Genomic DNA, 16,125 nt, shown 5'->3' with positions numbered 1-16,125 from the left:
GAATTCCAGTGACACTGATGGAGTCCGTGATCGAGCCTGTAAAACAAGGCGTTTCATGACTGAGATCCGATTAATTTATGCAACTACCGGGTAAATACCAGTGGAAAAATAACCACTCCCGCCAGGAGAGCGATAACGGTGTCTGCAGCAATGATAATCCCCGCGCCTGCAGGAATATTGAAGCTCTTGGGCAGGTAACTACCATAGGTCATCATGGCCGCGAGACCGACGCCGATGGAGAAAAAGGCCTGGCCGATGGCGGCCAGAAAGACCGCCCCATTTATTTTGCTGAAATCCGGTTCGAACAGGTAGCTGACAGCAGGCGCAAAGCCTTCGGAGAGCATCCCGTAACCGGCCAGTAGCACCATTACGACTATGAGTAGCGGGATCATTACAGACACCGCGCGCTCAACGCCAGCTTTCAGGCCGAGAAACGCAATACCCGCTGTGATCGCCAGGCCGGTCCAGCACCAGAAAATCATGACCGCGTTGTCCTGCAGCATCGCCTGGTATGCGGCAGATGACATGGCCGCATCAAAGGAGCCAAATCCTACTGATACTGATTTGTAGAGATAGTAGAGCACCCAGCCGACTATGCCGCTGTAGATCAGGGTCACCAGGAACGCGGCCAGCATGTTGATGTAGCCTACGCCTTTCCAGCGTGGGGACCTGTTCTCCTGTAGTGCGGTTTGGAGCACCGCACCCGTACAGGAGCCCCGGCCAATCCGCCCAATGGTCAGTTCGGCTATCAGTATCGGCATCCCGATGATGAAAACGCACAGGAGATAGACCAGCACAAAAGCTGAACCGCCGTTTTCACCCACCATATAGGGAAAACGCCAGATATTGCCGAGGCCAACCGCGAAACCTATCGATGCAAAGATAAACGCAGCTCGAGAGGACCATCCTGCGTTTGCTGACTTATCGTCAGGTATATCACTATGAGTGGGCTGGATGGATTCGGCGCTCCGACCTGCATTGAGCGTTATCATTATTCGCAAACCTCCCTAATTATATTTTTTATATCGGTAGCATGGCTGCAGATACATTTGTCAGTGCAGGTCAAAATGACACTTTATTCGCTAAATTCAGTTATACCCTGAAACCCCGACCTGAGTTATCGCAAAAAAGGTATATGCTTGTGACCTGAGGTCATATATGTCGCTCTTTAGCTGTTTTTGTAGTTAAAGACGCTGCACAATAATATTTTGGAAGGGAAAAATGTTGTAAATCTGGTTTATAGTGGGATATATGCCTGTTTTATTTATGGTTGAATTCGCTGTTTATACCAATTGTGTCAGTCCATGCATGACGGTGGCGCCAAGCTCGTAATAGTGGCTCTTCGCCGTGGTAAAGCTTTCGCGATATACGGTCGAGGGTTCAATGGGCAGCACCTCTTCATTGCCGCCCAGCAAATACTCGGCGGCAGCTTTGCCAAACACGCTGCCCGGCCCAATCCCCCGCCCGCTATAGCCAAAGATGCTCAATGCGTTGGGGCCAAATTTGACCATATGGGGTAAGTGGTCCGCCGAAAAAGCGATGCGCCCGTGCCAGGTGTGATCGAATTCGACGGCTTCCAGGTAGGGAAACATCTGGTGCAATCTATGTTTGGCCCACTGATAGTGGATGCCGCTGCTGGCGCCTTCGATGTTGCCCACCGCACCGATAATCAATCTCCCCGCCTCGTCGCGCCTGAGCGATGTCATAATCGTCGCGGTATTCCAGCACCCCTGGCGCTCGGGCAGAATGCGCTCCAGTGCCTCCGCCGACAGCGGTTGCGTCGCAGCCTGGAAAAAGTACACGGGGGTATATTGAGGCGTGGCGTTGCCGACCAATAAGTCCCGATGATAGGCATTGGTGGCCAAAAGAATGCCATTGGCCTCCACAGTATTCGTTGGAGTGCGGACCAGCCAGCGGTTTTCTTTTCTCTCTATCGATACGACGGGACTGTTTTGGTAAACAGAAGCGCCGGCGGAAACCGCGGCACGGGCGAGGCCGCGAACATAAGCGAGGGGCTGAATGGTTCCCACATCCCGATGCCAGATTGCACCTCGATAGATGGAGGTGCCCGTTTTGGCCGCTGTCTCTTCCCGGCTCAACAGTTCAGCCTTCAAACCCCTCGCGCGGTATTGTCTTAAGCGGTCCTTTAAGTTGGCTAACCCACTGGCCGAATGGGCGCAGTGCAGGGTGCCCGTTCGGGTGAGCTCGCAATCGATCCCGAAGCGGGCGATATTCGAGAATACCTGCTCCGGTCCTGCGGCCAGCATGGTGTTGATTTTCTTTCCGGCCGTTTTCCCCAGTATTTTTTCTATTTTTTCCGGCTCCATCCACAGCCCGGCATTTACCAGTCCCACATTTCTGCCTGAGCCTCCATAACCGATATCGTCTGCTTCCAGCAGGGTTGCGCTGGCCCCCTTTTCCGCTAGCTCCAGAGCCGCCGTTACCCCTGTGAAGCCGCCCCCGATGATTACCACATCCACAACCCGGTTTTCATTCAGGGCGGCATTCTCAAGGATCTCGCCGGCGGTGCTGCGCCAGAGGCTGTTTAATAAAGTGGGGTTATTCACATCTAACTCCTTAATTATTATTCAGGGGCTATTCGCCATCCTTGGGAAGCTGAAAGCGGTATTTCTGGCGAGTATCACACCGTAAACTCGCCCTGGGGTAGCGTGTATTTGGTACATGTTTGTAACCAAAGCTCATGGACAGCAGGGGGGCTGTCCCTTCCGTCCGGGTAGTCGGTCATTGCCCAATTTAGTCATATAGTTGTGAGCAATAGTTGTTTTACAGTCCCGGCGCAGCTGTGCTCCACTAATCCGATCCTGCTCCATGGAGGTCTCATCGGGACAAGCTTTACGGTGGGGTGGAGTGTATTTTCAGATGCCGTTCAAGGGGGCACTAGCAAAGTGAAACTGACAGACGTTCTAGACAATCTCGGATTGGACATCAGCGCACTGGATCGGGGTGATCTCAGTGTGACCAGCCCAATCGACGGTGGGGAAATCGGCCGTGTAACAGCCCATAGCGCTGCCCAGGCAGATGCCATCATTGCAAAATCCCAGGAGGCCTTCCAGCAGTGGAAGCTGGTACCGGCCCCCAAGCGCGGTGAGCTGATTCGCGTGCTGGGCAACAAGCTCAGGGAGCACAAAGAGGCCCTGGGCGCGCTGGTTACCCTCGAGTGCGGCAAGATCTTCCAGGAAGGCCTCGGCGAAGTGCAGGAGATGATCGATATCTGCGACCTCGCTGTGGGCCTGTCCCGCCAGCTCCACGGGTTGACCATCGCCTCTGAACGCCCGGGGCATCGCATGAGTGAAACCTGGCACCCCATCGGTCCCGTGGGCATTATCTCGGCGTTCAACTTCCCCGTCGCGGTCTGGAGCTGGAATGCCGCCCTGGCCGTGGTCTGCGGCAACAGCGTCATCTGGAAGCCCTCGGAGAAGACCCCCATCACCGCGATCGCCTGCCAGAAGCTCTTTGAGGATGCCGCCCGGGAAGTGGGCGGTGTGCCGGACGGCTTGTCCCAGTTGCTGATCGGCGAGGCCGATATCGGCGCCCAACTGACCGCGGACAAGCGGGTACCGGTGATCAGTGCCACCGGCAGTACCGCCATGGGCCGCAAAGTGGGCCCGGTGGTGGCCGAGCGCTTTGGCCGCTCCATTCTGGAACTCGGCGGTAACAATGCCATTATGGTCTGCCCCTCCGCCGACCTGGAGATGGCCGTGCGTGCGATCCTGTTCGGCGCCGTGGGCACCGCGGGGCAGCGCTGCACCAGCACGCGCCGCCTGCTGGTGCACAAATCCATCTACGAAGAGCTGGTACCGGCCCTGAAAAAGGCCTATCAAAGTGTCAAGATCGGCAATCCGCTGGATGCCGGTACATTGGTAGGACCGCTGATCGACCGGACCGCTTACGACAGTATGCAAACCGCCCTGCAGGGAGTGGCGAACGGGAAGGTCACCGGGGGAGAGCGGGTTCTGTCTGACGAATACCCCGATGCTTATTACGTCCAGCCCGCGATTGTCGAAATGCCGGAATCCGGGCAGACGGTCCAGCACGAGACATTCGCGCCGATTCTCTATGTCTATCCCTACACCGACCTGCAGGAGGCGATACGCCTGCAGAACGATGTTCCCCAGGGGCTGTCCTCTGCCATTTTCACCAATGATGTTCGGGAAGCGGAAACCTTTCTCTCCGCCGCGGGCAGCGACTGCGGTATTGCCAACGTCAATATCGGCACCAGCGGTGCGGAAATAGGCGGTGCCTTCGGTGGTGAAAAGGAAACCGGCGGCGGTCGCGAGTCCGGCTCCGATGCCTGGAAGGGCTACATGCGTCGCGCCACTTCCACGGTGAACTATTCAACGGAACTGCCCTTGGCCCAGGGCATCGAGTTCGATATTTAGCGAGTGGTGAGGGGGAAGTCATGACGACCGACAGGTTGAGCGAAAACGAGTCCGGCTATCCCCCTGACACCCTGGGGTTGGAGGCCGAAGAGATGCGCCGCCTGGGTTACCGGGTGGTGGACATGGTAGTTGATCGACTGGCACGCAAGACCCGGGAGGCCGCGATCCTGACCGGCCAGGCCGATCAGCTTCGGCAGGCCCTGGGCGGCCATCTGCCCGAACAGCCGTTAAACGCCGAGGAATCTCTCGCCCTGCTGGCCGAGGTGGCGCTTCCCCATCAACAGCGGGGCGACCACCCCCGTTACTTTGCCCGGGTACCGGGGCCCAGCTCATTTGCCGCCGTGCTCGGGGAATGGCTGGGTACGGGGTTCAATACCATCGCGGCCTCCTGGGCGGGCGGCTCCGGTCCCGCCACCGTTGAGCTGGTGGTGATCGACTGGCTGCGCCAGTTGATGGGCCTCCCCGAAGGCACCGAGGGTGTTCTGGTCAGCGGTGGCTCCATGGCCAGTCTCACCGCCTTTGCCGTAGCGCGGGCCACCGTTGGCACCGGTGTGGTGTACCTGAGCGACCAGACCCATTCGTCCCTGCCGCGGGCGCTGAAAGAGCTGGGTTTCCCGCCGGAGTATATTCGCATTCTGGAAAGTGACGACCAGCTCAGGATGCCTGTCGAGTCATTGCTCGCTGCCATTGCCGGGGACCGACAGGCGGGCAACAGGCCGTTTATGGTGATCGGAACGGCGGGAACCACCAATGCCGGTACCGTCGATCCGCTGCCGGAACTGGCGGATATCTGTGCGCGGGAAAACCTGTGGTTTCACATCGACGGCGCCTACGGCGCCCCGGCAGCGCTCACGGCGCAGGGGCGCGTCTACCTGCACGGCATGGAGCGCGCCGATTCGCTGGTACTGGACCCGCACAAATGGCTGTTCCAACCCTATGACGCGGGCTGCCTGTTAATCCGCAAAGGGGCCCTCGAGCAGTGCTTCAACATGAACCCCGAATACCTGAAAGATGTGGAGGCGGGTGCGGGCGAAGTGGACTTCCGCAATCGCGGCCTCGAGTTAACCCGGCGCTCGCGGGCACTGAAGCTGTGGATGAGTTTGCGCACTTATGGCGTAGCCAGGTTTCGCGAGGCGATTGAAACCGGCATCGCCCTGGCCGAGTACGCCGAGCGCTACCTGCGACAGCAACCGGACAAGTGGGAAGTGGTAACCCCGGCGCAAATTGGCGTCGTGTGTTTTGCATTGAAAGGGAAGACTGGCGAGGACCATAAGCAACGCGTCCAGGAGCTGGCGGATTCGGGTTTTGCCTGCGTGTCCTCCACCGTACTCAAGGGCCGCACCGTGCTTCGTCTCTGCATCATCAATCCGCTGACAACGGAGGACGATGTCCGGGAAACCATCGATCGGCTCGGAAGCTGCTGAGCCGCAGCGCGCCACCTCGCCGTGCAGCATAAGGGTGCGCGACAGTACAGCATCCGGTTCGCCCGCTGGCGCTTATTTCAACTCGAGATTTTGCCCCGCTGTTTCTGTTTCCACCTATCTGATTGATTTTCATTGATTTTCCTGTCCGTGGCGGCAAAGAAGAAAATGGCGCCAAGTTCCATTTTGGTGCTTGTGGATCAAAATGAAACCGATTACATTACATCGCAAGCCCGGCTTGGTGGGCACAGCGTTGAACTTCAATATCCAGAAGCGACGCCCGGGTACGAGCTGAGAATAAAAATGAACGCGATGAAAACATAAGCGCGATAAAAACATAAGAAAGAGGGTGTCGAGCTGTTTCAGAAGCAGCCAGCACACCCCAGCCTATTTTCCGCACCCCATGCTGGTAGAGCGAAGTGTCGCCGGTATCCGATCGGCCGCCTCTACACCAAAAGTGTCAAATCCCCGGAAAACTCCAAGTAGTAAAGAGCCATCGGGAGACGGTGGCATCCATTTACATCTCGATGGTGTAGGAAACAATAATGAAAAACCCAGTCTTGAAAATCTCATCATTATTTCTGTTCTTGTGCGTCTGGGGCTCGATGCAGGCAGCGGTCGCTGCGACCTGTGAGTACATCGTGGTCAACGATTGGGGCTCGGGTGCGCAGGCCGGCATCCGTATCACCAACGACGGCTCCAGCGACATCAATGGTTGGGAGGTCAGCTGGGAATACAGCGACGGCACCGTCGTTACCAGCAGCTGGAACGCCAACGTTTCGGGCGATAACCCGTACACCGCAAGCAACTTGTCGTGGAACGGCAACATCCAGCCGGGACAGTCTGTCGAGTTCGGTATGCAGGTGAGCAATGGTTCGTCCAGCGCCGCGACGCCGATTGTGACCGGTTCGGTTTGTGACGGGGGGGGTACTGGCAGCAGTTCCAGTTCGAGTTCTTCGAGCAGCAGTTCAAGCTCCAGCTCGAGCTCATCATCGAGTTCCAGTTCTTCCAGCAGCAGTTCCAGCTCCTCGACCAGCGGCGGCCCCAGTGGCCCGCCTCCGGTGGTGGAAATCGAACGGGTATTTCCGAACCTGACCTTCAGTCAGCCGCTCGGCCTGATGCAGGCGCCGGGCGACGATTCGCGCTGGTACGTGCTGGAGAAAACCGGTGTGCTCTACTGGATTGACGCCACCAATAACTCCACTTCCACCAAGAACACCTACCTGGACCTGTCCGGGGTGGTCGATACCGCGAGCGAGGGCGGCTTGCTGGGGGTGGCCTTCCATCCCGATTATCAGTCCAACGGCGTGGTGTACCTGTCGTTTACCGTACCGGGCTCGGGCCAGATGATGTCGGTGATCGCGCGATATACGGAGAACCCGGGCGGAGCTAGCCTGAACGCCAGTTCGCGCCAGGACATCCTCACCCTGCAGCAGCCCTTCGCCAACCACAACGGCGGCAATATCGCGTTCGGCACTGACGGTTACCTGTATATCGGCTTCGGCGACGGCGGTTCGGCCAACGACCCCGAGGCCAACGGCCAGGATACCAGCACCTGGCACGGCTCCATGCTCAGGATCGACGTCGACAGCGGTTCGCCGTACAGCATTCCCCCGGACAACCCTTTCGCGAGCGGCGGCGGCCTGCCGGAGATCTACGCCTATGGCCTGAGAAACCCCTGGCGCTGGAGTTTCGACAAGCTCACCGGCGACTTGTGGCTGGCCGACGTCGGCCAGGCGCTGTACGAGGAAGTCAATATTATCGAAAACGGCGGCAACTACGGCTGGCGTTGCCGCGAGGGCTTCCACGCCACTTCCAACAGCTGCAACGGCAGCGGCCCCTACGACGATCCCCTGTTCGAATACGATCACGGCCAGGGGCAGTCGATCACCGGCGGTTACGTTTACCACGGGGCGCAAATCGCCGGCATGGGCGGTGCCTATATCTTCGGCGATTACCAGAGCGGCAGGGTCTGGGCCTACACCGACGCCATGTACCAACTGGCGGACACGAATATGGGCATTGCCTCGTTCGGCCAGTCCAACAGCGGCGAAATTTATGTGGTGGATATTATCGGGGGCACGTTGCACCAGATAGTTGCGGAGGGCGGCAATAATTCCAGCAGCTCCAGCTCGTCGTCGAGCAGTTCCTCGTCGAGCAGCAGTTCCTCATCAAGCAGCGCTTCGAGTTCAAGCAGCTCGAGTTCCAGCAACTCGTCCAGCGGCAGCAGCGGCGGCGGTGGCGTAAGCTGTTCGATCACCGGCCAGAATGTCTGGAACAACGGATACCAATTGGATGTCACCGTGACCAACGGTGGCAACATCGCGGTGAGTAGCTGGGAGATTGCGCTTCAGTTCAGTGAACCGCCGCAAGTCACCGGCAGCTGGAATGTGAATCTGAGCGTCTCGGGCAACACAGTCACGGCCGGCGACGTCGGCTGGAACGGCAGCCTCTCGCCCGGTGGCAGTACTTCGTTCGGTTTCCAGGGCGACCACGACGGCAGCTTCGTCGTACCGGACTGCAGCGGCCCGGGCGGCTCATCGAGCAGCGGTTCGAGTTCGTCGTCCAGCAGCTCCAGCTCTTCCAGTAGCGGCGGCCCCATCGACACGGGGAATATGACCGGTGCCGAGATCTATAGCGCTGTCTGCGCGGACTGCCACGGTTTCGCGGCCGACGGCGGTTCGGTGGGCATACCGCTGAACGAGCCTCAGGACCTGGATTTCATGATCGGGTTTATCGAGGACTCGATGCCTCAGGGCCAACCGTCCCTCTGCGGCGCAGACTGCGCGGAGAAGGTCGGCAATTATATCGCCGACACCTTCTGGGAAGATCAGGTGCCGCCCAATTGCAGTATCGTCCGCTACGGCGCCCGCCAGTTGAAGATTCTGACGCGATCCGAATATCAGAAAACGGTTGAGGACCTGCTGGGGGTCGATTTCGCAGCCTCCGACGGGCTGGCTGAAGACAGCCGGGTCGGCTACTTCATCAACAATGCCCATTCGTCGGTCGTAACCGGTACCTATGACCGCTACCTGACCGTGGCCGAGGAAATTGCTGCATGGTCGGCGAGCCGCGATTTCTCGCCCGCGCTAAACTGTGACTCGTTCAACCAGAGCTGCGTCGACCAGTTCATCGGCGAGTTTGCGCCGAAAGTGTTCCGCCGTCCGCTGGACAGCGAGGAAGTGTCGACCTACACGCAACTGGCAAATGGCAGCTTCACCGAGGGCGATGTGCACTCGGGTATCCAACTGGCGTTGACGGCGATGCTGTCCTCGCCGCAGTTCCTGTACCGCCACGAGTTGGGCGAGTCGAATCCGGCCAACAGCGAAATCGATCCCGGTTCCTACGAGTTGACCTCGTATGAAATGGCCACCTGGTTGAGCTATTCGTTCGCCGGTTCCACGCCGGACGACACCGCGCTGCAGAAGGCGGCCAACGACCAGTTGCGCGATCCGGCCCAGATCAGGATGGAAGCGCAGCGGCTGTTGAACATGTCCGATGCGAGGGAAACCATGGGCAGCTTCGTCGGCAGTTGGCTGGATACTGACAATCTGGAAAATTCGCCGAAGGATGCGGCTGCCTGGCCCACCTTCGAGAACGTGGCCCCGCACATGGAGCAGGAAATCCGCGAAGTGTTCGCGGAGGTCATGTTGAACGGTAACGAGTCGTTCGCTTCGCTCTACGACGCCAACTGGACCTTCGTCAACGGGCCGCTGGCGCAGCACTACGGCATTGGCGGTGTCTCGGGCGATTCGTTCCAGCGGATCAACACCAGCGATCGCGGCGGTATCCTCACCAGCGGCGCCTTTATGGCGCGCTGGGCCGAGCGCGTCGAAACCTCGCCGATCCGGCGTTCGGTGCGGGTGCGCCGCCGCATGTTGTGCCAGGATCAACCCGATCCGCCCGCCGGTATCGCGGAAAGCCGCGCGGAGCGCCTGGAGGAATTGTCGGACCTTATCAGCGATCCGGCGACCACCAACCGCATGAAATACGAGGCTCTGACGTCCGTCGCGCCCTGCCTGAACTGCCACCAGGAGTGGATCAACCCGCTCGGCGGCGGCATGGAGGACTTCGACTCGGTCGGTAACCTGCGCAGCGTCGATCTGAACGGCAACCCAATCGATGCCAGCGGACAGTTGTATGCGCCCGATGTTTTAAGCAACCGGGGCGAGTGGATCGCCTTCGACGGTGCCCGGGGGCTGGGCCAGGTGCTGGCAACCCTACCCAGTGCGCAGTCCTGCGTATCGAAGAACATGTTCCGCTTTATGCTCGGCGTCGGGCACGACAGTATCGACAAGACCAATCCGCAGGGACGGGAACTCGATCCGGTCGAGGAGGACGGTTACACCTGCACCATTCTGGATATGACCGATACCCTCGTGCAGCAAAGTCCCCGGACAATGCTTGAGAGCATGAGCACACTGGAAGCGGTGCGTTACCGCAAAGAGTGGCCTCGTTGACGCACGACGTGGCCGCGCCCACTGGCGCGGCCGCCCGGCTCAACCCGGCACTTGATTCGATTATGTGTGTAAAACAATAAAGGTTCAGGTCATGGCAAAGCGATACAAAAACGTGTTTGACAAAAGGCGCAGAGATTTGCTGAAAGTCTTCGCCGCCGCAGGCATTACCAAGGGACTGATGCGGGCCTCGCCGCTGGTAACTGGCATGATGGTCTCCCGCTGGGCTGAGGCGCAGACCGGCCCCAACAAATCGGTTGTCATTTATGTGCCCGACGGCGCCCTGCCCGAGCACTGGTTTCCGAACAGCGATCTGACCAGTTTCGGGGAGATGTCCCAGCCCTACAGTTCCGTCGCCAGTGAGTGCAACTTTCTGAGGAGCATGAACCATCATCGCGGTGGGCACGGCGTGATGCCGACCATCATCAACAACAGTTGGGGCGGCGACAGCTTTGACGTCAACATGGGCAGAATCCTCGGCGGGAACCTGCCTTTCACCTACGTCAACCTGGGTGTGCACAGCAACGGCAACGGCACCTTGACCAAAGACAACGGCTCCGAAGTGCCGTTTGAAGACAACCCGTTCAATGCATTCAACCGGCTGTTTGGCAACCTGCAACCCGGTGGTGGCGCCGACCCCAAGCTGAATGCGGTGGACGCGCACCTGGAGGCGGTGAATGCTCTGAAAACGAAACTGGGTACATACGAACAGCAGCGTCTGGATTCGCATTTGACGGCTATCGAAGAAACCCAGCAGCGGCTGCAGGATATGGCCGGTGGCGGGCTGTCTTGCGAGGCCGCGTCAGCTCCCGCCCAGTTCCCGATTGAATTTTCCACTTTTCAGCAACAGGCGGAACTGCAGGCGGATATCATTGCGCTTGCCCTGCAGTGTAACCTGACCGCGTCCTGTTCGCTGGGGCTGGGCAACGACGGTGCCGAGTTTTCCATGCCCTATTTGAATTTCAAGGACACTTATCATTCGTCGATACACGGCGGCAACGGCGGCGATCCGACCTACCCCTTCTATCGGGAGACGCGGGCGCATCTGAGCGGACTGTCGGCTTACCTGATCGGCCGGTTGAGAGACCGGGGATTGCTCGACAGCACTATCGTCTGCGAGGTAACCGACATGGGCAACGGTGACGCGCACGGCAGCAACGACGTTCCGCTGATCATGGCCGGCGGCGGCGGAGTGATCCAGCGCGGCGTGTCGAATGCCGGGAGTGCCTCTTACACTCCCTTGCATCAAATACACACCGCGGCGGTAGCCCTGCAGGCCGATCAGCATCCGGCATATCAGGGTTATGCGAGCGAAGTGATTCCGGGGGTTTTGACCTGAGGGCATCTCTAAAAGATGCATCGTCATTCCGGCGCAGGCCGGAATCCAGGTGCCCTCGAACTGGATACCGGCCTGCGCCGGTATGACGACTTAATGAATACTTGATTTGAAGCTACGAACCTCAATGGGGCGGATAACTCATTGAGGGATGTAGGGACAGATGGTATCTCCGGCCAGTTTGAAATCGGCAAGGCGCTCAAGAATAAAGTGTTCAAAAATAAATTCGTACAAATCATCACTCTGGCGTTTGGGATTGCCTGCCAGGGCGGATGCTCAAAATCCGACCGGAATCATTCTTCGCCGCAGAGCAGGCTCAACGACACGGGCATAACCTGGAGCGCGGGTTATCCCAGAGGCGTCAACGACGATTGCAATGCAGCTGTCGACCCTGAGTCACCGCCCGAGAAGGCGGTGATCCAAGGGGACATCCTGAGCCAGCAGGACTGCAAGCACGGCAGGGACGTCAGCGACGGCAACGATGCCAACGGCGCGGCGGGGTTTATCTTTCGTAAGATCGGCGAGAAAGGCCAGGTGCTGTCTGCAGATGCGCAAACCTGGCACTGCGTGCTGGATGAAATCACGGGCCTGGCCTGGGAGATCAAGCAGCCGGGCGACGGTGTTTACGGCAACCGGGGACTGCACGATGCAGACGACGTGTACACCTGGTATAACCCAAAAAGAGGTATCAATGGCGGTGCCATCGGCGACTGGAACAGCCGCTACGCTCAATGTACGGGATACGTCGAAGGCCAACCCACCACCTATTGCAACATCGAGGAATTCGTCAGCCGCATCAACCGGCAGGGTCTGTGCGGCTTCAATGACTGGCGTGTGCCGACCCTGACGGAGCTGGCCACCCTGGTGAACTTCGGGCGCAGTTCCCCGGCTGTTGATACTGCATATTTCCCCAATGCCAAAGGCGGGTTTTACTGGAGCCATTCACCCGATGCGAAATTGGAGGAAAGGGCCTGGGCGGTCAATTTTCAATTTGGCTATTCCGCGCCGATGCCGCGCAATAACGGCCGTCATGTGAGATTGGTCAGGGAGTGGAATACCGGCCCCGATAAAATCGACTGGGATTCGGGTGCGGAATGATCGACTGTAGAATTATCGACATGGTGCAAAAAGCGGGATTGCTGTTGGTGTTGCTGGCGTCGGTCTCCCAGGCGCAGACCGGTCAGCATTGCAAAACCGAACATATCGCGGCGACGGCGCCGTCCTCGCGCTACCAGCAAAAGGACGATGGCTCGATTGTCGACACGGAGACAGGCTTGATGTGGCGCGCCTGCCTGGAAGGTGTCGCGGGCGAAGCTTGTGACGAGGGTGAGACCCTGGAGTTGACCTGGGCCGAGGCGCTGGCTTATGTATCGACGTTCAACAGTGAGGGCGGTTTCGCCGGCCACACGGACTGGCGCCTGCCGAATATCCGCGAGCTGGGTACGTTGGTCGAACTGCAATGCGTCGGCCCCGCGATTAACCTGACGGTTTTTCCCAACGCTGCCTCTTCGGATGTCTGGTCTTCGTCACCGGCCTATTTTCATACGCATTACTCGTGGCATGTCGATTTTGAAACCGGCGCTTTTACTTACGGCGAACGGGCAAAGCCGAAAGCCGTTCGTCTGGTGCGCGGCGGTGACAGCTGAATGGCACTAAGTGAAGCAGAAGTCCCTTGTAGGATGGGCAAAGGAGCGAAGCGACGTGCCCATCTTTCGAGGCCTTGATGGGCACGCTACGCTTTGCCCATCCTATAGGGGGTCGGATTTTCCGCCTACAGTGAACAGCATCGCCTAACGCCTTTTACCGGCTTATTCGTTCACAAGCCTGGCATCGCGCACAATTGCGGTGATGATGGGGACAGGAGCAAGCGAGGTCAGGGTGTACGATTTCATCATTATCGGCGGTGGTATCGTCGGCATGTCCACCGCCATGCAGCTGCAGCAGGCGTTTCCCGATCGAAAAGTTCTGGTACTCGAGAAGGAAGCCCGGCTGGCGGAACACCAGACCGGCCACAACAGCGGTGTGATCCATGCGGGTGTTTACTATACCCCGGGCAGCCTGAAGGCAAAGTTCTGCCTGGAGGGCAACCGAGCCACTAAGGCCTTCTGCGACCGCCACGGCATCCCGTACTTGGAGTGCGGTAAAGTGCTGGCTGCCACCAATGCACTGGAAATGGAACGCATGAAGGCGCTGTGGGAGCGCACCGAAGCCAACGGCCTGGAGCGCTATTGGCTGAGTGCCGCTGAGCTGGAAGAGCGCGAACCCAACATCACCGGGATGGCGGGAATCCTCGTTCCCTCAAGCGGCATCGTCGATTTCCGGACCGTCACCGAGGCGATGGGGCGGGAATTCCGCACGCTGGGTGGCGAAATCCGTTTCGGTAGCACGGTCACAGGTATCGAAGAGCTTCGCTCTGAAGTGCGAATCCACAGCGACCGGGATACCGTTGCGGGTCGCCACCTGATTTCCTGCTCGGGCCTGATGGCCGATCGCATCGTGCGCATGCTCGGGCTGGAGCCGTCGTTCCGCATCTGTCCGTTCCGCGGTGAATACTACCGGTTGAAACCCGAACACAACCGGATCGTGAACCACCTGATCTACCCGATCCCGGACCCGTCGATGCCCTTCCTCGGCGTCCATCTGACAAGCATGATCGACGGTAGCGTCACGGTCGGCCCCAACGCGGTGCTGGCCTGGAAGCGGGAGGGCTACCGCAAGACCGACCTGTCGCTGCGGGACAGCCTCGAAACACTGAGCTATCCGGGTATCCTGAAAGTTCTGAAACAGAATCTGAAACCGGGCCTGAAGGAACTCAAGAACTCTCTTTTCAAGGGCGGCTACCTGAAAATGGTGCAAAAGTATTGTCCGATGCTCGAAAAGGCGGACCTGATGCCCTATCCGGCCGGAGTGCGGGCCCAGGCGGTCTCGAGGGACGGGAAACTGGTGGATGACTTCCTGTTCGTGAACACCGCCCGCACCATCAATGTTTGCAATGCCCCGTCCCCGGCCGCCACCTCGGCGCTGCCGATCGGTGGTCACATCGTCGACACAGCGATACAGCAATTCCACCTGGGGCCCAGAGCCGACAGTCGGGTCGCGTGATCCCGGTCCCGGCGCATCTTTGGCCTGACGAATTGTGACCTGCTGGTCACGTCAGGCTGCCGGTAGCGAAGAAAGCCGAAGTGCCGCGATAACGCTATAATGCGCGTTTTTCCGCAACTGATAGGTAGTCATGAGCCAGAAATTAGTTCTCGCAGAGGCTGTTGATTCGCGCGCGCTGGTACAGGGGCACCTGGCGGAACCGGCTGTGCACCAGTACAGCGAAGAGGAACTGGAGCTGTGGCGCGAGCGTATCAAGCGCCTGCTGAAAGAGCAGAACGCGGTGCTGGTGGCCCACTACTATACGGACCCGCTGATCCAGGCCCTGGCCGAGGAAACCGGCGGCTGTGTATCCGACTCCCTTGAGATGGCCCGGTTCGGTGCTGAACACCAGGCGGATACCCTGATCGTCGCCGGCGTTAAGTTTATGGGGGAGACCGCCAAGATCCTCACCCCCCACAAGCGCGTGCTGATGCCCACCCTGGAAGCCACCTGTTCCCTGGACCTGGGCTGCCCGCCGGAAGAATTTTCCGCTTTCTGCGACGCGCATCCGGACCGCACCGTGGTGGTCTACGCGAACACCTCGGCGGCGGTAAAGGCGCGCGCGGACTGGGTGGTGACTTCGAGTATCGCCCTGGATGTGGTGGACCACCTGGACGCACAGGGCGAAAAAATCCTCTGGGCGCCGGACAAGCACCTGGGCAGTTATGTGCAGCGGGAGACGGGTGCGGACGTGCTGCTGTGGGACGGCGCCTGCATTGTGCACGAGGAGTTCAAGGCCAAGGGCGTGTCGGACCTGAAGGCCCTCTACCCGGACGCGGTGGTGCTGGTGCACCCGGAATCCCCCGCCGCGGTGGTGGAACTGGCGGATGTGGTGGGTTCCACCTCGCAGATTATCAATGCGGCCAAGACCCGTCCGGAAAAGCGTTTTATCGTCGCCACCGACCAGGGCATCTTCTACAAGATGCAGCAGCAGTGCCCGGGCAAGGAACTGATCGTTGCACCCACCGCCGGTGCCGGCGCCACCTGCCGCAGTTGCGCCAGTTGCCCGTGGATGGCGATGAACTCGCTGGAGACCCTGTGCGGGGTACTGGAGCGGGGAGATAACGAGATCTCCGTGGACCCGGAGCTGGGCAGGCGCGCGATGGTGCCGCTGCAACGGATGCTGGATTTCCGCAAGCCGCTGGACTGATTATTGAATGCGGAATGATGAATGATGAATGCGGAATGATGAATACGGAATCAGTGCCAATAGTTGACAGGTCAATCCATATCAGGAGCTTGCTGGCAAGCGAATAGCTACGGGGCCCTGGCCCTTTCGCCTGCAAGCAGGCTCCTGATATGGATTGACTTGTCAACTATTGGCACTGCATTTTCCGTTGTTCCTCTCTGTCAGTGGCTTCGGGTCAGGA

Annotated in this window: 10 protein-coding genes; 8 read left to right on the top strand and 2 right to left on the bottom strand. The window is 59.0% G+C overall.

Going from position 1 to position 16,125, the window contains the following annotated elements; genetic code table 11:
- Positions 1-83 precede the first annotated feature (83 nt).
- Positions 84-992, bottom strand: a complete 909-nt coding sequence (locus FHS09_RS21695) for a sodium-dependent transporter (RefSeq protein ID WP_183463881.1) — start codon at positions 990-992, stop codon at positions 84-86.
- Positions 993-1,283: 291 nt separating this feature from the next.
- The gene (locus tag FHS09_RS21690; RefSeq protein ID WP_183463879.1) at positions 1,284-2,567 is read right to left on the bottom strand and encodes an FAD-dependent oxidoreductase; all 1,284 of its coding nucleotides are present in this window, start codon (positions 2,565-2,567) and stop codon (positions 1,284-1,286) included.
- A gap of 339 nt (positions 2,568-2,906) precedes the next feature.
- On the opposite strand from FHS09_RS21690, the gene amaB reads away from it, so the two are divergent.
- The 8 genes from amaB (at position 2,907) to nadA (ending at position 15,905) form a co-directional block, all read left to right on the top strand.
- Positions 2,907-4,400 carry an L-piperidine-6-carboxylate dehydrogenase gene (gene amaB / locus FHS09_RS21685; RefSeq protein ID WP_183463877.1) on the top strand — a complete coding sequence of 498 codons (1,494 nt, stop codon included), beginning with the start codon at positions 2,907-2,909 and terminating at the stop codon, positions 4,398-4,400.
- A 20-nt stretch (positions 4,401-4,420) separates the two neighbouring features.
- On the top strand, positions 4,421-5,824 hold the full coding sequence (locus tag FHS09_RS21680; RefSeq protein ID WP_183463875.1) for a pyridoxal phosphate-dependent decarboxylase family protein: 1,404 nt from the start codon (positions 4,421-4,423) through the stop codon (positions 5,822-5,824).
- Between the two features lie 602 nt (positions 5,825-6,426).
- Positions 6,427-10,281 carry a cellulose binding domain-containing protein gene (locus FHS09_RS21675; protein ID WP_246395231.1) on the top strand — a complete coding sequence of 1,285 codons (3,855 nt, stop codon included), beginning with the start codon at positions 6,427-6,429 and terminating at the stop codon, positions 10,279-10,281.
- 91 nt (positions 10,282-10,372) lie between these two features.
- Positions 10,373-11,617: a DUF1552 domain-containing protein gene (locus tag FHS09_RS21670; RefSeq protein WP_246395228.1), complete on the top strand. Its 1,245-nt coding sequence runs from the start codon at positions 10,373-10,375 to the stop codon at positions 11,615-11,617.
- Positions 11,618-11,758: 141 nt separating this feature from the next.
- Positions 11,759-12,712, top strand: a complete 954-nt coding sequence (locus tag FHS09_RS21665; protein WP_183463873.1) for an Lcl C-terminal domain-containing protein — start codon at positions 11,759-11,761, stop codon at positions 12,710-12,712.
- Entirely contained in the window at positions 12,709-13,260 is a 552-nt protein-coding gene (locus FHS09_RS21660) for an Lcl C-terminal domain-containing protein (RefSeq protein ID WP_246395226.1), read from the top strand. The genes FHS09_RS21665 and FHS09_RS21660 overlap by 4 nt, the downstream gene beginning before the upstream one ends.
- A 232-nt stretch (positions 13,261-13,492) precedes the next feature.
- A complete protein-coding gene (lhgO, locus tag FHS09_RS21655) occupies positions 13,493-14,716 on the top strand; it encodes an L-2-hydroxyglutarate oxidase (RefSeq protein ID WP_183463871.1) in 1,224 nt (407 codons plus the stop codon).
- Positions 14,717-14,846: 130 nt separating this feature from the next.
- Positions 14,847-15,905, top strand: coding sequence for a quinolinate synthase NadA (gene nadA, locus FHS09_RS21650; protein WP_183463869.1), 1,059 nt, complete (start codon positions 14,847-14,849; stop codon positions 15,903-15,905).
- Positions 15,906-16,125 lie beyond the last annotated feature (220 nt).

The sequence above is a fragment of the Microbulbifer rhizosphaerae genome (assembly GCF_014191725.1).
Taxonomy (GTDB): Bacteria; Pseudomonadota; Gammaproteobacteria; order Pseudomonadales; family Cellvibrionaceae; genus Microbulbifer; species Microbulbifer rhizosphaerae.
Note: the sequence above shows the minus strand (reverse complement) of the source record. Positions and strands in the feature narration are given on the sequence as shown.